The 20,322-nt window shown below is 67.6% G+C and carries 14 protein-coding genes and 1 pseudogene; 4 read left to right on the top strand and 11 right to left on the bottom strand.

The features are described from left to right. Positions 1 to 80: 80 nt before the first annotated feature. The 3 genes and pseudogenes from ACZ5TV_RS02390 to ACZ5TV_RS02380 form a co-directional block, all read right to left on the bottom strand. The gene (locus tag ACZ5TV_RS02390) at positions 81 to 2,117 is read right to left on the bottom strand and encodes an AAA family ATPase (protein ID WP_379782604.1); all 2,037 of its coding nucleotides are present in this window, start codon (positions 2,115 to 2,117) and stop codon (positions 81 to 83) included. Positions 2,118 to 2,225: 108 nt separating this feature from the next. Next, positions 2,226 to 2,636: a hypothetical protein gene (locus ACZ5TV_RS02385; RefSeq protein ID WP_379782602.1), complete on the bottom strand. Its 411-nt coding sequence runs from the start codon at positions 2,634 to 2,636 to the stop codon at positions 2,226 to 2,228. A gap of 155 nt (positions 2,637 to 2,791) precedes the next feature. Continuing rightward, positions 2,792 to 3,103, bottom strand: a pseudogene (locus ACZ5TV_RS02380) (ATPase domain-containing protein); the annotation flags it as partial. A 73-nt stretch (positions 3,104 to 3,176) separates the two neighbouring features. Here ACZ5TV_RS02380 and ACZ5TV_RS02375 point away from each other — a divergent pair. Beyond that, entirely contained in the window at positions 3,177 to 3,992 is an 816-nt protein-coding gene (locus ACZ5TV_RS02375; protein ID WP_379783889.1) for an IS5 family transposase, read from the top strand. A gap of 60 nt (positions 3,993 to 4,052) precedes the next feature. On the opposite strand, the gene ACZ5TV_RS02370 is transcribed toward ACZ5TV_RS02375, so the two are convergent. Then, a complete protein-coding gene (locus ACZ5TV_RS02370; protein WP_464384066.1) occupies positions 4,053 to 5,150 on the bottom strand; it encodes an ATPase domain-containing protein in 1,098 nt (365 codons plus the stop codon). 120 nt (positions 5,151 to 5,270) lie between these two features. On the opposite strand from ACZ5TV_RS02370, the gene ACZ5TV_RS02365 reads away from it, so the two are divergent. The 3 genes from ACZ5TV_RS02365 to ACZ5TV_RS02355 are packed head-to-tail and all read left to right on the top strand — an operon-like array spanning position 5,271 to position 7,393. Then, positions 5,271 to 6,095, top strand: coding sequence for an NAD(+)/NADH kinase (locus ACZ5TV_RS02365; RefSeq protein ID WP_379783366.1), 825 nt, complete (start codon positions 5,271 to 5,273; stop codon positions 6,093 to 6,095). A 51-nt stretch (positions 6,096 to 6,146) separates the two neighbouring features. Beyond that, positions 6,147 to 6,689 carry a hypothetical protein gene (locus ACZ5TV_RS02360; protein WP_379783364.1) on the top strand — a complete coding sequence of 181 codons (543 nt, stop codon included), beginning with the start codon at positions 6,147 to 6,149 and terminating at the stop codon, positions 6,687 to 6,689. Positions 6,690 to 6,727: 38 nt separating this feature from the next. Further along, positions 6,728 to 7,393 (top strand): TVP38/TMEM64 family protein, encoded by a 666-nt coding sequence (locus ACZ5TV_RS02355; protein ID WP_464384065.1) that lies wholly within the window; start codon positions 6,728 to 6,730, stop codon positions 7,391 to 7,393. A 265-nt stretch (positions 7,394 to 7,658) separates the two neighbouring features. On the opposite strand, the gene ACZ5TV_RS02350 is transcribed toward ACZ5TV_RS02355, so the two are convergent. From ACZ5TV_RS02350 to ACZ5TV_RS02320, 7 genes are all read right to left on the bottom strand, one after another. Beyond that, the gene (locus ACZ5TV_RS02350; protein WP_417448540.1) at positions 7,659 to 8,405 is read right to left on the bottom strand and encodes a DUF4382 domain-containing protein; all 747 of its coding nucleotides are present in this window, start codon (positions 8,403 to 8,405) and stop codon (positions 7,659 to 7,661) included. After that, a complete protein-coding gene (locus ACZ5TV_RS02345) occupies positions 8,398 to 8,658 on the bottom strand; it encodes a hypothetical protein (protein WP_379782186.1) in 261 nt (86 codons plus the stop codon). The genes ACZ5TV_RS02350 and ACZ5TV_RS02345 overlap by 8 nt, the downstream gene beginning before the upstream one ends. 358 nt (positions 8,659 to 9,016) lie before the next feature. After that, positions 9,017 to 9,739, bottom strand: coding sequence for a hypothetical protein (locus tag ACZ5TV_RS02340; protein ID WP_379782184.1), 723 nt, complete (start codon positions 9,737 to 9,739; stop codon positions 9,017 to 9,019). Positions 9,740 to 9,784: 45 nt separating this feature from the next. Then, a complete protein-coding gene (gene aspS / locus ACZ5TV_RS02335) occupies positions 9,785 to 11,089 on the bottom strand; it encodes an aspartate--tRNA(Asn) ligase (protein ID WP_379782182.1) in 1,305 nt (434 codons plus the stop codon). Between the two features lie 241 nt (positions 11,090 to 11,330). After that, complete coding sequence (gene larC / locus ACZ5TV_RS02330; protein WP_464384064.1) at positions 11,331 to 12,806, bottom strand: nickel pincer cofactor biosynthesis protein LarC; 1,476 nt, start codon at positions 12,804 to 12,806, stop codon at positions 11,331 to 11,333. Between the two features lie 64 nt (positions 12,807 to 12,870). Further along, on the bottom strand, positions 12,871 to 16,956 hold the full coding sequence (locus tag ACZ5TV_RS02325) for a UvrD-helicase domain-containing protein (protein ID WP_464384063.1): 4,086 nt from the start codon (positions 16,954 to 16,956) through the stop codon (positions 12,871 to 12,873). After that, complete coding sequence (locus ACZ5TV_RS02320) at positions 16,953 to 20,282, bottom strand: PD-(D/E)XK nuclease family protein (protein WP_464384062.1); 3,330 nt, start codon at positions 20,280 to 20,282, stop codon at positions 16,953 to 16,955. The genes ACZ5TV_RS02325 and ACZ5TV_RS02320 overlap by 4 nt, the downstream gene beginning before the upstream one ends. Between the last annotated feature and the right edge of the window lie 40 nt (positions 20,283 to 20,322).

The following is a 20,322-nucleotide window of genomic DNA, read 5'->3' as shown; positions in this document are numbered from 1 at the left end:
CCGGGACGGAAGACGGCACCTCTCGGTTCCGGCCGGGGTCCGTCGGCGGACCCGTTTCGTTCAGCGGACTGAATCGGCGCTCAGCCGCCGAACAACGACTGGAAGAAGCCGGTCTTCCGGTCGCCGTCGAACGCGCCGAGCGTCCGATTGAGCTCGCGGGCGAGCGACCCGAACGCCTTCCGGGTGTCCATATCCACCTCCGCCGCGAACTCGTCGCGGTTCCGCTGGAGGTACGTCGCGGGACGCGAGCGATCGAAGGAGCCGTCCGCGATCCCGTGTTCCGCGAAGTATCGATCGAGCCGCTCGACGATCGGCCCACTCGGCACGACGTCCGCGAGGCTCTCGCTCGTCACGCGGTCGTCGATGCCGGAGGCGCCGGCGAGCTCGGCCGCGTACGCGCGGTTGACGAGCTCGAGGTAGAACGACTCCGAGAGCACGTCCTCGATCGTGGTGTCGCCGTCGACGAGCGCGTGCGACCCGATCCCGACGACGGTAACGTCGCCCGGGGGTTCGGGGCCGTCGAGCTCGTCGCCGTCGTGGACGATCGCCACTTCCTTATCGCCCGTGTCGAAGACGGATCGAACCGTCGCGGTGTTCTCCAAGGTTCCGATCGGGAGGACGGTCCAGCCGCGGTCCAGCACCGGCGCGTCGGTGTCCTCCAACAGCTCGGAGACGTTGAACAGGTACTCGTAGGTGGTACCGTCCTCGACCAACAGCAGCTGCGATCTGGCGACCATCGTCTCCATCACGCCAAGCTCGAAGACGTTCTGGAGCGGGAACCGCGTGTACGCGTCCGCCTTGTCGGCGTCCGACAGGACGGTCGATCCGGTTTCCGGGTCCTTGTGTATCATCTTCACCCGGTGGGCCCGATCGAGGTCGATCATGAACGGCGAGTGTGTGCTGTACACGACGGTGCCCTCGGCGGCGATCTCCTCTTCGAGGAAAGTGAGGAACTCGCGTTTGGCTTTCGCGTGCAGGTGAAGCCCGGGCTCGTCCAACAGCAGGACCGCTTCCTCGTCGCGGTCGCGGAGCGCGAACAGGGTACAGAACGTCGAGAAGAACCAGCGGAACCCCTGTGATCGCTGGTCGAACTCGACGGTCACTCCGTGATTGAGGTTCTCGACGCGGACCTCCACCGTGCGCGAGTCGCCGTCGACGCCGCGGAGCCGAACCGCCACGTCGTCGGCCTGGCTCCAGTAATCGGTGACCGCGCTCGTCACCTCGCTCGATGCGGCCTCCAGCTCGGTGAGCGTCTCGCGCCAGTCCTCCTCACGCAGCGACTCGACGTCGAGATCCGCGATCGAGAGCAAGGCTTCGAACACGCGGTCGGACGCAGTCTGCTCGCCCGCCTCGATCCGGTCGGCGAACGCTTCGAGATCGATCGACGCGTCCAGCGAGTTGTACTCGCCCACGTAATGGAACTCCGGGAGCGCCGGCGCGAGGACGTCCTCCCCGACCGCCGCGATCGCGACCTCACGGGAGTCGGGGACGACATCGGCGAGCATACCCACGTCGCCGAACCCGCCGGTTCCGTCGCCGTCGGCGGTCTCGTCGCTGTCGGCGGTTTCGTCGTCATCGCCGGTGTCGTCGTCCTCGGACGCGTCGCCGTCGGCGGTCTCGTCGCTCTCGCGGAGCTCGTCGACGGTCGCGTGAAACTCGGCTATCGATCCGGCATCGCGCAGCTCGCGCCGGGCGTCGGCCGGGACGTCGTGCGTGGAGAGGAGCCAGTCCACGTACGCCGACTCGTCGAGCTCGAACTCCCACCGTCGGTCGTTCGCGTAGTCCTTCGTCGCGACGACCGTGCCGTCGGGAGCGCGGCCGCCACGGTCGTCAAGCCGGTCCCGCTCGTCGCGATCGAGCGCGAATTCGACGCTCACGACCGGGTCCGGATCGTCGTCGTGTCTCGGCTTGTAGTCCGGCCACCGGCGGCGCGGGTAGTCGTCGTACGGGGTGAACCCGCCGTCGCCGCCGGCGGGATTGAGTCTGGAGACCGCCTCCATGAGAACGGTTTTCCCCGACTCGTTTTTGCCGATGAGACACGTGAGGTCGTCGACCTCGACCCACCCCGTGTCGTCGATACTTTTGTAGTTTCTGACGCGTACTCGTTGTGGTTTCATGGCTGTCGGATCACAAAATACGGGACGGTTCGTGGCCTGTGCGGCGAGACGGCAGGCAGACACCAACGGAGCGGGTTACACGAGGTCCCGCTCCACGAGTGTCCATGACTATCTCGGCCGCTCTTCTTCGGGGGTCTGGAGCTTCGTGATGTCGAACTCCACGTCGGGTTCCGCTATCGTCTCTCCGACTGCCTCGAAAATGTGGACCCGGTCCGCACGGAAGATCCGCGCACTGAATATGTTGTCGCGGATGTACGTCGGGATCCCCTTGTTCAGTGGAGTCACGATGACGATGTCGTCGTCCTTGTCGACGATGAGCTCGACGAATGCGACCTCACCGCCGACGACGCCCGCGATCACGTCACCGGGATAGATCTTGGGGTCTTTCATGTTGTCCGGAACGAACGGTTCCGTGTCGGCGACGGGCGGGACGTCAAACTCGCCCGTCAGTGGGAGATCATCGACCGTCGCGTTCGGGTGTACGTATATCTCGCGTCGATCGTCGGCAAATCGTTGCATACACCGATTTATATGGGTGGAATAGGTATAATACTCCTACCAACCCAGTAAGGTACTCGCGGATACCGTTGGCCTTTCAGACCGTATGGTCACCGAGCGGAACAACGAGCTACCGTTCCAGTCAGACCGACGGCGAGCGAGGCGGAGTCACGTCGTCAGAAGATGTTGGCCTGTCGGTACACCGAGATCCCGGAGTTCGTGATCTCGTAGGGTTTCGTCTCGCGGGAATGGTTCGCGTCACGGATCTTCTGGATCTCCACGGCGAGACGCGTCTCGCGGAAGTCGGAGCCGCGGACGTACTGGAGGACGAACACCGCGTCCGTGAGATATTCGACGATCCCGTATCGGGACGCGTACGGGGTTTCGCTGCTCGCTTCCGAGGTGAGAAGGGTCGTCACGCCCGCCTGTTTCAGCGATCTGGTAAAACCGAACACTTCCGATCTGCGCTTCGCCGGGTGATCGTACATTGCTCCGTTGAACGCCGACGCCGTCTGCGGATCGTATCGCTGATTTCACGGGATTTGGACGCCGTCTGGCGATATGGGACGTCTCAGGAACCTCGCACAAACGTTTCACGAATTCGCTACGAACCATTTTGAACAACCAGACGTACCCGCTGTCGCCGACGGCGACAACGGGTACGCCAAGTCCACCAAGATCGCGCTCCTTCTGCTCAAAGAGGAGATCAACAAGCCGCTTCGGAGGCTCGAAGACTATCTCAACGAGATGCCGGGAATTCTCGGTGTGTTTGATCTTGAGGCATCTCCGGATTACACATCTTTCAGCGTCTGGGACGATGAATTCCCGATGAAAGAACTGCGCCGCCTGCTCCGCGCCTCGGCGGAGCAGGCGGGGCTCTCAGGCACTGCGTCGATCGACGCCAGCGGCTTTCAGCGTGATCAAGCCAGCTCACACTACCGGAATCGGGTCGGTTACTCGTTCAACGCGATCAAAACGACGCTGCTTGTTGACACGGATTCTCTTGCTATCATGGACGCTCATTTCACGACGAAGAAAGCCTATGACGGCCATATCGGGCTGCAGGTCTTTCGGCGGAACGCCGAAGACCTGCAGGCGTTGCTGGCCGACAAAATGTACTCGTGGAGTGATCTCCGCGAAGCCTGTCGTGACGCGTCTACCCGACCAGTGATCAAACACTGCGAGCAAAACGCGCTCAAGAAAGCTCACAACGCCAGAATTGACGATGATGTCTACAATCAGCGGTCAATGAGTGAGACCGTGTTTGCGATGCTAAAAGACGACGGCGACGAGATCCGCTCCCGGAGCTGGCACGGCCAGTTCCGGGAGCTCACACGGAAGTGTATCGTCCATAACCTCGAGCAGGCGGCGAGTTAGAGCTCGCCGCCTGCTCTCCTTCTCCGAATATATCCGGGAGAGGCATCGCCATCGTCCACCTCATGCTTTATGTAGTATCTTGTGAAACTGATGCTTTGGTCGCCGCACAATTCCGCTCAAATCGAATCGCCCGATCTGAGAATCTACAGATAAAGCGCCGCTACCGGTAGAATATCGAATATCAAAAATCCGATGTTGCCGCCGTCTTGCGTTCAACACGGCATCGTACATCATTTCCAGGAGCGAGACGGAGTCGAGGACCAGCCGGTCCGCGCCGAACGACTCGATAAGTCGGCTCAGGTCGTTCCGGATCGACGCCAGCGAGTTCGCCATCTCGATCGGGTCGAGCATGACGACCGCGAGCCGTCCGGCTTCCGCGTGTTCACGGAAAGCCCAGCCCTTCTCCTCGGCGGTCGCGAGGATCGACTCTCTGGTCTGTTCGAGCGTTATGTACACGGCGCGTCGGTCCGACTCCAGCGCCTCGTTGAGGAACTGGAGCGCAAACGTCGTCTTACCGGTTCCGGCCCCGCCGATAACGGACAGCAGGGACCGGCTGGGGACGCCGCCGAGGATCATCTCGTCGAGCCCTTCGATACCGATGTTCGTCCGATCGATGTCGGAGTCGAGTTCCTCCGGGTCCTCTTCGAACGCGGTCGGACCGTCGTCCGGCGCTCCACCGAACGAACCGCCACCCCCGCCGCCGAACGGATCGTTCTCTCCGAACGAACCACTGCCACTACCGCCCCCACCGCCGAACGGATCGTTCTCTCCGAACGAACCACTGCCACTACCGCCCCCACCGCCGAACGGATCGTTCTCTCCGAACGAACCACTGCCACTACCGCCCCCACCGCCGAACGGATCGTCGGTTTCGGATGGGCCGCCGTCCAACGTGTCGCCGGTCTCGTTCGCCTGGCCGTCCTGTCCGGATCGGTCGGCGGCGATATCCGTATGGCCGTCGACCGTCTCCCCGTTGGCCGCATCGTCGTGGGATTCGTCGGCCGCATCGTCGCCTGCCGCGTCGCTTTCGGCTGCCTCGCCCTCGGCCGCATCGTCGCCTGCGAGGCCGTCGTCGGGGCGCTCCGAGGCGGTATCTCCCTCCTCCTCGTCGAGCTCGCGCAGGGCGCGCTCGAACCAGTCGTCCTCCTCGTCGGTCATGGTCCCGGGCGGCCGTGCAGGGTCGCCATGTGCGCCTGAACGCCGGCCGGTGGCTTGAACCTTTCCGGAATCGGCCCGATCTCCACACGCTTTTACTCGGGCCCGCGAAACGTGACACTCATGGAAGTCGGGATCGTGGCGCGGAAGGGCAACCCGGACGCGGTGGCAGTCGCCGCGCGGGTTCGGGACGCGGTTCGCTCCCACGGCGAGACCGTTCGACTCGACGAGCGTACCGCGGCAGCCCTGGACGACGACGCCGGCCGTGAGGTTTCCTCCCTCGTCGAGTGCGACTTGGCCGTCGCCATCGGGGGCGACGGAACGTTCCTCTTCGTCGCCCGCAACGCAGGCGGAACCCCAGTCGTCGGTGTGAATCTCGGTGAGGTCGGGTTCCTGAACGTCGTCCCGCCGGACGAGGCCGAGGACGCGGTGCTCGCGGCGGTCGAAGCCCACCGTAGGGGCGAGATGCCCGTCCGTGAGGTGCCACGGCTTGCCGCCCGAACGGACGGGTGGGAATCGGTCCCGGCGGCGAACGAAGTCGTCGTGCAGGGCGATCGCCGCGGACCGGGGAGCGGGATCGACTACGAGCTCCGAATCGACGGGTCACGGTACTCCGGGGGACACGCGGACGGGGTCCTCGTCGCGACCCCAACCGGATCGACCGCGTACAACCTCTCGGAGGGCGGCCCGCTCGTCCACCACGATGTCTCCGGTCTCGTCGTCAACGAGATGGCGCCCGATGCAGGGATGCCGGCGCTCGCCGTCGGAACCGATGCGACCGTCACCGTGGACATCTCCACGCCGACGGGTGCCGTGGTGGTAAGCGACGGGCGGAACGCGACGGAGCTCGACGGTCCGGTCGAAGTAACTATCGAGCAAACGACGCCACCGATGCGGATCGCGGGACCCGAGTCCGATTTCTTCGAGGCGCTCGGCAAGCTTTCCTGATCGACGCGGCCGACGCACAACGTTCAATCCCTTCCCTCCCAACGGCCGGGTATGGGAACCCCCTCCGGCCTCGAACCGTTTCGTGACCAGTCGGTCACGGACCAGATCGGTCTCGCGATCGTCGGTGCTCTCGTCTGTCTCGTCGGCTACGTCGGTGCGGCAGCCCTCCTGTACGACGTCACTGTTCTGGACCACGGGGGGCCGGAGACGCCCCGGCGGGTCGCCGGGGCCGCCGCGTCGCTCGCCTGCTGGGGGCTGTACTCGCTCGCGTTCATACGGGGGCGGGGCGGTCCGGTGACGACCCCAATCGTCTCGCCGCTCGCGACGCTCGCGGTCGTCCCCCTGGCGTTCCGCTGGCTCCGGTTCGGTCCCGCGTGGAGCGCCGTCCGTGACCGGATCGCGTGGGTGTTCTTCGATGTCGGGCTGTTCGTCGACGTCGGCGCGTTCGTCCTCCCGGGCCTCTCGCTGTTCCTCGCCGTGGTGACCCTGTGGGCGAGCCGGTTGGACGAGGCGGCGATCCGGGAGTGGCAGCGCCACCACCTCCCCGACGAGTTCCGTGAGGCGTTCGTCGCCGAGACCGACCTCGATCGGTGACCCACAAGGCGTTTACCGGCCGCCCGCCTCTCGCCGCCGTGAACCGTCGTTCCGTCGTCGGCGGTGTCGGCGTCGCCGTCGTCGTCGTGGTCGCCTGGCTCGTCTCCCCGGACCCGGCCGTCGAGACGCTGGAGTGGATCGCCGCCGATCCGGTCCGGTTCGGACTGCTTGCAATCGGCCTCGCGGCCGTCCGACCGTTCCTCGCGTGGCCGACTACCCTCCTCGCGGTCGTCGTCGGGTTCGGATACGGGTGGGTCGGCGTCCCGTTCGCGGCGCTCCTCCTCACGGCAACGGCGTTTCCGCCCTACTGGCTCGCCAAGCGCGGACGCGTCCACCTGACGGGCGGGTCCCGAACGCTCGCTCGGGTCTCCGAGACGGCCGACCGGCTCGTCGCCGACGCCGGGAGCGTCCGCGCGATCGCCGCGACGAGGTTCCTTCCCGTTCCCGCCGACGCCGTCTCGGTCGCAGCCGGCGTCTCCGGGATCCGGACCCGCCCGTTCGTCGTGGGGACCGCGATCGGTGAGTTCCCCTGGGTGATCGCCGGCGTGGCGCTCGGGGTCTCGGCGGACCGGCTCGCCCGGAACGACCTGTCCGCCGTCGACCCGTCGCTGATCCTCGCGCTGGCGCTCGTCGGGCTGTTACTGCTCGCTGGCCCGATCTATCGGACCGTTCGAAGTACGAGTCACGTCACTCCGTCGGAGTGAGCCAGTCTTCAAAGTGGATCGATTCCAGTACATGATACCAGTCGTACGGCGGAAAACCCACCGCCCGAATAGCGGTTCGGTCCGCCATCGAACGGCAGGGAGATCGTGTGCCTCCATGGGACCGATCGACGCGTGTTCCCCCGGTCCCCAGATCCCGGGATGCTTCCCAGCCCTAACCCCGGAGCCGCCGTCGAGGTCGACGGCGGCTCCAACGGGGGTACCAGGGGTATCGCGTCGGTCCTGTCAGTCCCGCGCCGATCCAGTGCTACTCGTCGGTGCCGTCAGCGTTCTCTCCGTCGGTGTCGTCGGCGTCGGTGTCGTCGGCGTCGGTGTCGTCGTCCGTATCCGCGTCGTGATAGCTGACGTCGATCCCCTCCGGGACCGGACGGAGCAGGTACCTCCCGGTCCGACCCTGTCGAACCGGTGCGAAATCCGCGGTGAACGCCGTCCGGGTGTTCTCACGGATCTCGAACGGCTCGTTGAACGTGAGCGGCGCGTTCCCCGGGGTGTCGACCGTCGCCTCGCCGCCGTCGACGAGAGTCCCTTCGACATCCGAGACTCGTAACTGGAGGAACTCGTACTCCCCCACGTCGAGCTCGCGTTCGTCTATCAGCTGGGTCTCCTCGCCCTGTAGCTCGACGAGGTCCGCCTGCTGTGGCTCATCGAACTCGTGGTACTCCCGGCCCGCGGGCTCCACGGTCGACTCCTCTTCGTCCTCATCCGCGTCGTCGCCGTCTCCGTCAGTTCCGTCGTCCTCGTCACCTTCGTCGTCCGGGTCCTCCTGCCCGCTCACGGCACCCTCGGGACCGAGCCAGATCCCCTCGATCGTGACGACGAGCGATTCGAAATCGCCGATATCGACCGGCTGATCGGTGACCGAGGTCGCGAGCGTGCCGCTCGCGCGTCCGACACAGCCCGCGAGCCCGCCCGTCGCGACCGCGAGGACGCCGCTCGCCTTGAGATACGTCCGTCGTCGGATCCCGGCGCCGAAGTCGATCGGCACGTCAGACACCCCCGACGGAGCCGGCGTCACCGTCGCTTACGGCGTCACCGAGCGATTCGATCGCTCCCGAGAGGAACCCGTCTATCGTGTCGAGTAGGTCACCGACGAACTCGGGGACCGGTTCGGGCAGTCCGTCCGACGGACCGACCTCGTCGACGTCGGGGTCGGCGGCGCCGGGGCCATCGGTTGCGGCCACGCCGACCGAACCGACACCGACGAGGACGACCGCAGCGAGCACGGCGACGAGAGTAGTTGTAGTCACGTTCATGACGACTCCCGCTTGGCGTGCGACGGGCTTCAATAGCTGAAGTCGTTCAGTCGGTTTACGCCGAATTAAGCCGGTTTATATCCGGTATCAGCAAGTGTAACGCCATTTTTCGATCGATCAGGGCGCTCGGGTTCGATCGGGCTATGGCGGCGGTTCCATGAGAGGCGGGGCAATGGCTCCGTGAGAGGCGGGGCAATGGCTCCGTGAGAGGCGGGGCAATGGCTCCGTGAGAGGCGGGGCAATGGCTCCGTGAGACGCGGGGCAGTGGCTCCGGAAGACGGACGGCAGCGATCACGGTCGAGTCGCGACGGTGGTGACGAGACGCGCGGGGGTGACCACGTGGCCTGCCGGATCAGGCGAACGGGTCGTTACTCCGTCCGTGTCTGAGATACTGAACCGCGACGCCGACCAGCACCAGCAGACCGAAGACGACGACCGAGAGGTCGGCCTGTTGAGCGATCGCGATCGCGTTTCCGTCGACCACGGCGCGCCAGACGGGGTACACGGTGGCGACGACCCCCGCGCCGAGACCGGTCAGTGCCAGCGAGATGATGAGGTCGTAGTGCCGCATCGCGAGGATCCCCGCGACTCCTCCGACGACGACGGCAGCGACGAAGAACTGCTGGAACTCGGGTTGTGCGAGAAGTCCGGACTCCGCGAGCGCGTCGACTTGCACCGCTTCGAGCATCGGATCGCCCGGCTCTGCGGGGTCGTACACGAGGTCGAGTACCGACTCCCCGACCGTCAACACGAGCGTCGCGAGCGTCGTGACGACGAACGCGGCGATCGCCACGGTGAATCGCGCGACGAACGGGAGGAGCGCCCGCCCGACGACCGCGCCGAACAGGACGAGCACGCCGGCGAACGTGAGCCGCCCACCGGCGGATACGGTCCCGGTCGCGAGTTCGGGGACCACGATCCAGCCGAGGACGCCGCCGCCGAACGCACCCGCGATCCACCCGGTCCACCCCAACACGAGCCCCTTGAGGTCGTACGCGGCGGTAACGAGAACGAGGCCGATGAGGGTGTTGAGACACAACAGCGCGAACAGGATCGGGGTCTCGGTGACGGGCATATGGCCCGGTATTGTTCGATCCCCTATAAGAGCGTTTGGAACGGTTTAAGGCTCCAGCCGGTTCGGGTCGCGTGGGAACATGATCGCCTCCTTGATGTTGTCGAGCTCGGCGACCTTCTGTACGAGCCGGTCGATCCCGAGCCCGTACCCACCGTGAGGGGGCGTACCGAAGCTCAGCGCCTCGATGTAGAACTCGAAGTTGGCGGTCTCGACGCCCTCCTCCTCCATGACTTCGACCATGCGCTCGACGTCGTGTTCACGCTGGCCGCCCGAGGAGAGCTCCTGGCCCTTATAAATAAGGTCGAACTTGCGGGACGCGATCTCGTCGCCCTCGACGTCCTGCATGTAGTAGAACTTCTCGTCGGGATAGCCGACGACGAAGAACGCGGGATGGCCCTGCTCCTCGAAGTACTCGCCGAGGAGCTTCTCGCCTTTCGTATCGAGGTCGGTAGGGTCGTCCGGGAAGTGGCCGTACTCGGTCTCCAAGACGTCGAGCGCCTCCTCGAAGGTGATCCGCGGGAAGTCGTCCTCGGGGACCGTCAGGTCGACGTCGAGCAGGTCGAGCTCGCGCTCGGCGTTCTCGGCGGCGGCACGGAGCGCGTATCGCAGCGACTCCTCTTGGACGTCCATCACGTCGTGGTGGTCGTCGATGTACGCGAGCTCGACGTCGAACATCGCGATCTCGGAGACGTGTCGTGAGGTCGCGAAGTCCTCCGCACGGAACGCGGTGCCGTTCTCGTAGACGGCCTCGTACCCCGCCGCCATCAGCATCTGTTTGTACAGCTGCGGGCTCTGTGAGAGGAACGCGTCCTGGTTGTAGTAGAGGATGGGGAACAGCTCCGCGCCGCCCTCTGCACCGCCCTTCGAGATCCGCGGCGTCTTGATGTCGACGTATCCCGCCTCGTCGAACCACTCCTCCATCGCCGTCATCAGCTCCGACCGCAGCGTGAACACCGAGAGGACCTCCGGCTTTCGGAGGTCGAGCGCACGGTTGTCCAGCCGCGTCGAGAGGTCGACGTCGACGTCCTTCGAGATCTCCAGGGGGAGCGGGGAGTCGGCCTCGTCGATCACCTCGTACGCGGTGGGCGCGATCTCGACCCCGCCGGGGGCCTGGTCGCTCTCCAGTGGCTCCCCGACGACCCGCACGACATCCTCCGATCCGGCGTCCTGTACCGCCTCGAACAGCTCCGGCTCGCGCTCCTCTTTGAACACGACCTGGATCAGTCCCTCCCGATCGCGGACGATGAGGAAGACCAGCCCGCCCAGATCGCGGATCTCGTGGACGTGACCCGCGATGGCGACTTCCTCGGCGTCCGGTTCGACTTCCGACGTGTGGATCCGATCGATCATATAAGTGAAGTTACGTGCAACTGGCCGCGCATCGGGCATAGGCTTGTCGTCTCGTCGTCGACGGAACGGCGGTCACGTCCCCACCGACACCGTTCTACCGGCACTGACGCCGCACGTGTCACGGATCGAAACGAGACGAAACCAGCACGGATCGAAACGCGGTGAAACGAAGCGAAGCGAGGCGTCCCGCCCTCGCGTGACCCTTCCCCTCGTGCCCTCCCGCCCCTCCCGTGACCGCGCGTCAGTCGAGATCCAGCTCGTCGCGGACGGCGGCCTCCGCGCGCCTGAGTACGTCGCGGATCGCCAGACCGGTGTCGGCCGCGACCGCTGCCGCCTCGTCGTACTCGGCACTCACGTCGTACACGTCGCCGTCGGCGGTCGACGCGACCTTCACCGACACCTCGTGTTCCGTTCCGTCGACGCGCACGGTCGCGGTCTCGAAGGACCGCTCGGCGATCCAGCGGTGGCTCGCGCCCGCCTGCCTGATCCCGAGGGTCCCCGTCTCGCGGGCGAGTCGCTCGGCGACCGCCTCGGCGTCCTTGGGTTTGCAGATCACCTTCACGAGGTGGCCCGGTCGCGACTTCTTCATCGTCGTCGGGACGACCGTCACGTCGCGTGCGCCGGCGTCGACGAGGACCTCTTGGAGGCCGCCGAGCACCTCCGGCGCTGCGTCGTCGAGGTTCGTCTCCAGGACGGCGATGTCGTCGGCGACGAGCGCCGGATCTCGGTCCTCGGGATGACCGTGCCTGTGGTCGGCACGATCGTGTCCGTGGTCGCTGTGACCCTCCTCGTGGTCAGCGTGGGCGTGTCCGCGGTCGCCGTGCCTCTCCCCGTGACCCGCGTCGATACCGTCGCCGACGGGGCTACCGTCGACGGCCTCGAGGCCGTCACCGACCAGCGCACGGAGCACGTTCGGGTGCCGCTCGAACGTCGCGTCGCCGGCACCGTAGCCGGTGGCGTCGACGTCGAGGGGCGGGAGCGATTTCACGCCCTCGGCGATCGCGGCGAGGATCGCGGCACCGGTCGGCGTCAGCAGCTCCCGCTCGATCGGACCGCCGTACACGTCGAAGTCGGCGGCCGCCACGATCCCGGTCGTCGCGGGCGCGGGGATCGGGTAGACGCCGTGGCTCATCTCCACCTCGCCGCCTCCGGTCGCGACCGGCGTCGTCACGACGCGATCGACGTCGAGGTCCGCGAGGAGAAGCGCCGCCCCGACGATGTCGGCGATCGCGTCGTCGGCACCGACCTCGTGGAAGTGCGTCGCTTCGAGATCGATACCGTGGACCGACGCCTCCGCGCGCCCGAGTCGCTCGAAGGCGTCCAGCGCGGTCGATTCGACCGGTTCTGGGAGATCCATCGACTCGACGACCTCGACGACTTCGGGGTACGACCGGTGGACCCCCGCACCCTCGGCGAGGGCCCGGTCGTCGTGGCTGTGCGTGTGGTCGTCGTCGTGGCTGTGCGTGTGGTCGTCGTCGTGGCTGTGCGTGTGGTCGTGATCCGACCCCTGTGAGCTCCCTTCCGCCCCATCGTCGAGGACGACGTCAACGGTCACCGCGTGGATACCGTTCTTCGTCGTTTCGCCCACCTCGTATCGGACCGGAAGCCGGCGTTCGACCGGGGAGAGGACGGCCGGATCCGCGCCGGCGGCGATCAGCGCGGCACAGATCATGTCGCCCGCAGCGCCGGTTCGGCCGTCGAAGACGAGCGTTCGCATGGGGGATCCGACGCGATCGCGGGACAAATACCCGCGGATCCGGACGTGTTCCCGGCCGCGTGATCTAGGGCACTACGCGGACGGGGGTCCCTGCGAGAAGCGAGCGTAGCTCACGAACCGTGTCCGTGAACACCGTGGAGAGGTCGTCGTCGTCCCACGTGTAGGCCGCCTCGACGTCGGTGAAATACAGCGTGGCGATCACGTCTCGTGTCGGGTCCTGCCGTGCGAGCGCCGCGGCGTACGCCCACAGCTGCGGACGGTGGTGTGCCGCGCGTTCCTCGATGAACTCGGCGGCCGTCACGCCCCGCGCGTTCCGGTCGGTCTTGTAGTCGACGACGTGGTACGTGTCCGGGGTGACGACGAGGTGGTCGATGAACCCGCGAACCGTCCCGGTGTCCACGTCGAGCTCGATGTAGTACTCGTCGTGGGTGTGTTCGACGTCAAGGTCGGCGTGGAGGTCGGTGAGGTATCCGATCGCGGCGTCGGCCTCGGCCGCGATGGCGTCGTACGCCGATTCGGGGTACTCGTCGTCGCCGTGGTCGGACGCGCGGTCGTGTTGCTCCCGGATCGCGCCCTCGATGACCCGACGGCGCTTCTCCGCCGGCGGCCGGGTTTCACAGAGCCGGTGGACGGCGTGACCGTAGATGGCGGCCGGGACTTCGCGGCCGTCCTCCGCGGGTTCACCGCCCCCTGCCGGATCACCGCCGCGCTCGACGCTACCACCGCCGATTTCGGAGTCGGTGTCAGGATCCCGGGCGACGGACGAGGCGGTGACCTGCCGTATCCCCTCGTTCGTCCGGAGTTCGGCGGTGCCGTCCGGGACCCGACTGAGATCGGAGGCGGAGAGGACGAACTCCCAGGGCCGTTCGTACCCGTATCTCGATCGGGTCGTCGACGCAGGCTGCGGTTCGGGGTCGTGGTTGTACCGTTCGTCGCGACTGGGGAGGCGAACGGTGATCGTGCCGTGCTCGGTGTCGCCGTCGACCGCGTACGGGAGCGTCGCGGTGAATCGCCCCGCTGTTTCGAGCGTCCGCCAGTTCTCGACGGCGTCGTCGTCCGTGCCGAACAGGGCCGGTTGGAGCCAGTCACGGTAGGAGGCGGGGTCCGTCGGGTCCGGGGGTGCGACGCCGGTCTCGTGGTCCTCGTCGGCGGGGTGGCGGCCGGTGAGGACGAGGTGGTCTTCGGCGCGCGTACAGGCGACGTAGAGCACGCGTTTCTCCTCGGCGCGCTCCTCCGCCCGCCTTCGGTCGCGGGCGACCGTCCGCATCAGTGTCGACTCGGTTCCGGTCCGGTCGGGCGTCGGGACGTTCAGCCCGAGCACCGGCCGGCGGTCGCCGTCGATCGGGACGCGCTCGAACTCGACGCTGCCGTTGCCGAGCCGGGCCCGGTCGTTGAACCGCTTGCCGAGCCCTGGGACGACGACGACCGGATACTCCTGGCCTTTCGCCTCGTGAACGGTCATGATACGGACGCCGGTCGCGCCCGTCACGTCGTTGGCCTCCGCCTCGCTCCGTCCCCGGGAGGCTCGCTCGGAGAGCCGAGCCGCCACCCTGTCGAGCGTCGGTACGCCGCTGTCGTCGAGCTCGCGGAGCTTGTCACGGAACTCGTCGACGTTGGCGACCGCCGCTGTCCCGCGCTCGTCGGCGGCGATCGCGGTCAGGTACCCGGTCTCGGCGAGGATCCTGTCCGCGAGCGCGGCCCACCCGTCCACACGCATCCCGGGCGTCTCGCCCACCCCCGCGTACTCGCGCCAGCGCTCGAGGTCGGCGACGACGGCGGCGACCTCGGGGTCGTCACACGTCCGCAGCGAGTGCCACAGCGCGTCGCCGGGGTCGTGGGCCGCACCGATCTGTGTGTCGGTGAGCCCGCACAGCGGGGAGCGGGCCGCGGCGTACAGCGCGACGTCGTCGGTCGGGTCGGCCAGCGCCTCGAGGAGCGCGGTGAGCGCGCGTATCTCCGGCGTCTCGAAGAACCCCTCCCCCTTGACAACGGTGTATGGGACGTTCGCGTCGCGAAGGCCGCGCTCGTACTCCTTCAGGTCGCTTCGCGATCGGATGAGCACGGCGATGTCGTCGGGTTCGACGGGGCGCGTCCCGGGCCCAGGGGCGTCGGTGTCGTCCGTGACGAGCGTCTCCCCGTTGAGAAGGTCGACAATACGGTCGGCGATCGCGGTGGCTTCGATGGCCGACGGTTCGGAGTCGGGAAGAGCGGCGAGCGGATGGTCCGCGCCGAGATACCGTTCTCGGAGATCAGTTTCGACGGGTACCGGGAGGTACTCGACGACCGGATCCAGGCCGGTCGGCGTCCCGCGGCCGGCAGCCAACGGGGCGCCTTCGGCCTCGTACGGTTCGTCGTCGCCGTACGCGAACACGCGATCGAACAGACCGTTGATCGCGGACAGCGGTTCGGGAAGGGTGCGGAAGTTCGTCGCGAGCGCCGGGTCACAGTCGGCGACGCCGTTCGCGGTGTTCGCGGCGTGTACCGCGTCGGTGGCGTCGCCGAAGACGGTGACATCGGCGTCACGGAACCGGTAGATGCTCTGTTTCACGTCCCCGACGACACAGAGGTTGTCCGCGTCGAACGACTCCGGATCTCCGGGGTCCGATCCCGCCCTCGACTCCTCCCGATCCGAACCGACCGATCCCGCCCTCGACTCCTCTCGATCCGAACCGACCGACCCGGGTCCGCTCGTGAGCGCCCGGGCGAGCTCCCACTGCCGCCGGTTGGTGTCCTGGAACTCGTCGACCATGACGTACCACAGATCCGATCGAAGCCCGGCGGCCGCCTCGGCGGCCGCGCCGTCCGGGTCGGTGAGGAACGCCAGCGTGTGACCGATCAGGTCGTCGTAGTCGAGGGCGCCGCGCCGCCGCTTTCGGTCGCCGTACTCGTCGAGCGCGGCCCGGGCGAGCGTCGCGAGCGCCGTCAGCAGCTCGCGGGCGTCCCGGTCGGGGTCGAGCGACGCGTCGGTCGGCCGCGTCTCGGGAGCCAGCTCGTCGAGAACGGAGTCCATCGCCTCGCGGAACCGCGTGGCGGTCGGGTCGTCGCGTTCGCGGAACGCCTTGTTCCCGTAGTAGGTTCCCTCACCGTACTGGCCCCCGTCGCCCGTCGTGAGCACGTCGCACAGCCGGAGACACAGCGACAGCCGCCGGATCGGCGACGCCGACGCAGTGTCGACATCGACGAGCGTCTCGTGGAGGTCGAGCAGGTCGTCGCCGACCCGGTTCATCGGGTTCGCCCCCAAGTCGTCGGTAACGTCGTCGTCGCGATACAGCGCACACAGCGTGTCGAGGTCGTCGCTGACGGCGTCGAGCAGGCGTTTCGGGTCGGCGTCCAGCGGATGGAGGGCGACGAGATACGTGTCGTACGCGTCGGGGTCGTCAACCGCGCGGAGCTCGTCGATCCACGCCTCCGTCGTGTCGGGTTCGGCGAGGAATCCGGCAAGCAGGTCGGCGAGCGCCGCCCGGTCGAACACGGGAGCGAGCGTCCGCGTTCCGGGTGGCTCAGATTCGACGATCTCTGCCGCGACGGTGGCTCGGAGCCGGGCGGCGTCGCCGTCCTCCAGCACGTCGAATCCGGGGTCGACGGCGGGGTGGCTGACGGCGTACTCCTCGAGGACACGGCTACAGAACCCGTGTGTGGTGTCGATGTATCCGGCCTCGACGCCGTCGGCGGCGGCGCGCCACACGGCCCACCGTTCGGGGTCGTCGATCCCCGCGAGCCGCTCGCGGATCCGCTCTCGAATAGTGCGTTTCAGGTCGTCCGCGGCCCGTTCGGTGAACGTGGTAACGACGATCCGCTCGGGAAGTCGGCGTGCTGCCTCCGGGTCGGTGATCCGATCGATCCCCTCCGGAACGCGGTACGGCGGTTCCTCACCGGTCGCGACGAGGCTCTCCGGCCCGTCGAGGTGTGCCCGAAGGATCGTGAGGTAGCGTTCGGTGAGCGTCGTCGTCTTTCCGGTGCCGGCCCCGGCCGCCACGGTGACGTTCCGGTCGATCGTCCGCGCGGCGCGTTGCTGTGCGCGAGTGAGCGTGAAGCCGCCCGTGTCTCCGGTCGCCCCGTCGGCGTCGATGTCCTCGGTCGCCCCGTCGGCGTCGATGTCCTCGATCGTCCCTTCGGCGTCGTCCGCTTCGCCTCGCCTGTCGTCCGTCATCGGCCGCCCTCCGTGTCTACGCCGGGCGCGTAGCGCGGCACGTCCGTCTCGTGGAGGTGCTGATGGATATCGTGTCTCCGGTGGTGACGGACGTCGCACGCGCCTCGATAGGGACAGTACGAACACCCGGCGTCCCCGGGATCGAGCACGGTCGGGTGAAACGACCCCGCGTCGACCGCGGTCGCGATCCGGTCGATCCGGTCGGGGACGGTGTCGTGTAGGAACTCGGTGAACGCTGCCCGCGTGTCGAACACGAGCGACCGATAGCGTCGCAGCGGCTCCGGGTCGTCCCGTCCCCATCGCGCGTGTGCGGCGTCCTCGTCGCCGCCTATCGTCCCGCGGTACGGGGAGACGCGCCCCGCCGGACGCACCTGATAGTAGGCGGCACCGACGGGCTCCGCATCGAGCGCGGCCTCGGCCAACAACAGGTACGCCGGGAGCTGGAACGCGTGGCCGTCGATCGTGTCGCGTTCGCTCGGCGTGCCACCCGTCTTGTAATCTATCCCGACGATCCCGCCGTCAGCGGTAACATCGAGTCGGTCGATCTTCCCGCGGAGCGCGACGTCCGTCCCGGGAACGCGGACGGGGTCAGCGGCGAGGGGTTCGAGGCCGGGGTCGTCCGGCGTCAGGCCGACGTGCGCCTCGAAGTACGTCGGCGTCGCGTCACGCGACGCGAGCGCGGTTTCGGCCTCGAGGAACCGGTTAAATAGGCCGGCCGGGGCGTCCGGATCGCCGGGCGTAGGCTCCGGATCGTCAGCCACGGCATCCGCCCCGCGCAACCCGTCGAACAGCGCGTCGAGCCACGCGTCGTGGAACGCAGTGTCGGGCGCGCGGAGCGTCTCGAGTCGCTCGACCGCGACCGCGTACAGCCGTTCCTCCGCGGCCGCGAGCGTCTCCCCGGTGATTGTCTCGTGTCCGTCCGCGCGCCACTCGCGATAGAAGCGTTCCAGCACGTCGTGAACGTACGACCCGACGTCGAGTGCGTTCGGCTCCAGCGTGAGGGGGTCGTCCGGTTCGATCTCCAAGACGTGTTCGAGATAGTATCTAAACGCACAGTCGGCGAACGTCTCCAGACGGCTCGGGCTGTACGGCCGTCCACCGTCCCGCAGGTCCGCGACGACCGCCGGATCGACGTGCCCGTCGTATTTCCCGACCTCGTCGCTCGCCCGCGCGGCCGAGACCCGCACGCCGTTCGCGAGCCGCGACGGGGCGTTCGCTTCTGAAACGGCGATGTCGTACGTCTCGGCGTCCGTCGAGACGGTTTCCGGGGTGAGCGCCCCAGTATCGATGGCCCGAGCGAGCGAGCGGTGGACGTCGGTGACGGTCGCCGGCTCCGCCCGCTCGCCGCCGACGCTCGTCGCGTCCACGTCCGTGACGCGTTCGAGCTCAACGATCGGATCGGCGGGGACGTACGGGTCGCCGTCCGGGTCCCGTTCGGGGGCGGAGAACGTCACGGCCGCGTCGGACGCGACGAGCTGTGCGAACGCGTACCGGGTGGCTGCCACGGGGTCCGCCGCCTCGAAATCCGGGTGTGCGTCGTTGAGCGGCCGCGCGAACGCCAACCGTCGCGGGGGTGACGGGGTGTGCTCGGTAGTCGACCCCGGAACGAACACGTGTTCGACCGGGTTCGCCGCCGCCTCCCAGGGTGAACAGACACGGACGGCGTCCGACGTTCGGCCCGTCGAGACGCGAACCGTGACACCGTCGAGCGCTCGCCGTACCGACTCGACGTCCATGCCCCGGTCGTCGCTTCCACCGGCTACCTCCCGACGTTCTGCGAGCGCGGCGCACACCTCCGTCGCGTGCTCGATCGCTCGCCGCTCCCGGCTCCCGACGCCCCGCGAAAACCCGACCGCGTCCGTGAGACCCGTCCCGTCGGCGGTCGTCGGCACGCCGATGTCGTCGAACAGCCTCCGGCGGGCGGCGTCGACGTCGGTCGTGGTCACGAACCGTTCACACGCCGCGACGACCTCGCGGACGAGCGTTTCGGCGTTCCCGTCGAGGTGCGCCATGAGCGTCGCCGTCCGAGTCGATTCCGACCGCTCCGCGATCCGGATGACCTTCCGGGTCGTCGCCGTCCGCGAGGGGAACACGAGGGGGTTCGACAGGAGCCGGACCAGCGGGGCGAGCCGGTCGGGTTCGGAACCGAGATCGATCGTCGCCTCGAATAGCGTGCCGGTCGTCGTGGCGAAGAACGACCGATCGGAGCCGTGAGCCACTGGAACGTCCGCGTCGCGGAGTGCGTCCGCGAGACGGTCGCCGTACGTCGCCTCGTCGAAGGGAGCGATGGCGATCGCTTCCGGTTCGACGCCGTCGCCGATCAGCGACCGCACCGTTCGTGTGATCGCCCGCACCTCCCGCTGTACCGTCGCGTGCGTCTCGACCGAGACGCCGTCGCCGAGAGCGACCGGATCCCCGGAACCACCGTCCTGCCGGTACAGGGCCGCGGCCGCGGTCTCACGCGGCGAGACGGACCCCCGGTCGTCAGCACTCGGCGACGGGGTACAGCCGAGTCGGTCGTACCACTCGCAAAGGCCGCGGACGGCGTGGTCCACACCGGTTGCCGTGTCTCTCTCGGCCTTATCAGCCACGTCCGGGACCCCGTCCACGTCCCCATCGCCCACGCGCGCGAGGACGACGCCGATGTCGAACGCGTCGGCGAGCAGCGCGACGACGTCACGCTCTTGTGCGGAGAGCGTCCGGAACGCCCCGACGACCACTACGTCGGTCGCGGCGAGCTCGCGCCGCACGAGCGGTCGACCGGCGTCGAGTACGTGTCTGAACCGCTCGCTTCGGAAGGTTTTCGGCTCGTCGAAGCCGTCCGCCCGTGCGTCGTGGACGTGCGCGACGAACCGAGACAGCGTTCGACCGAGCTCGTCGAGTGCTTCCCGCGCGAGCCGGCGCTCTACCTCCGTCGCCGTAATCGCGCCGGCGAACTCCAGCAGGGTCAACAGCTCCTCCGCCTGATCGACGAGCCCGGCCGCGGGTTCCCCCTCGCTGTACAGCGGGTGATCCGGGTCGTCGATGCGTGTCAGCGCGTCCGACACGACCCATCGACGTTCGGCGTCCGTGACGTACGTCGACGGCCCCTCGTACGTGTCTGCCTCGTACAGCTCGTCGACCAGCGTCCGAAACCGCTCGAGTCGAAGCCGCACGCGGGAGCCGTGTCGTGCCCACTCGTCAGTGACGGTGGTGTCGCCGACCGCCGCCGGTTGGAGGTACAACGCGGACTGCGGGACGTCGGCGGCGCGTTCGGCGGCCCAGCGAACGGCGGCGGCCCGACCGCGAGCGGGCGTCTGGCGATCGAAGATCCGGCGCGTCGTCATTGGAGTACTCTCTCACGACGGCCATGAGTAACTTGTGCCG

It is taken from the genome of Halorubrum tibetense (assembly GCF_055396225.1).
This window is presented reverse-complemented; position numbering and strand designations above follow the sequence as displayed.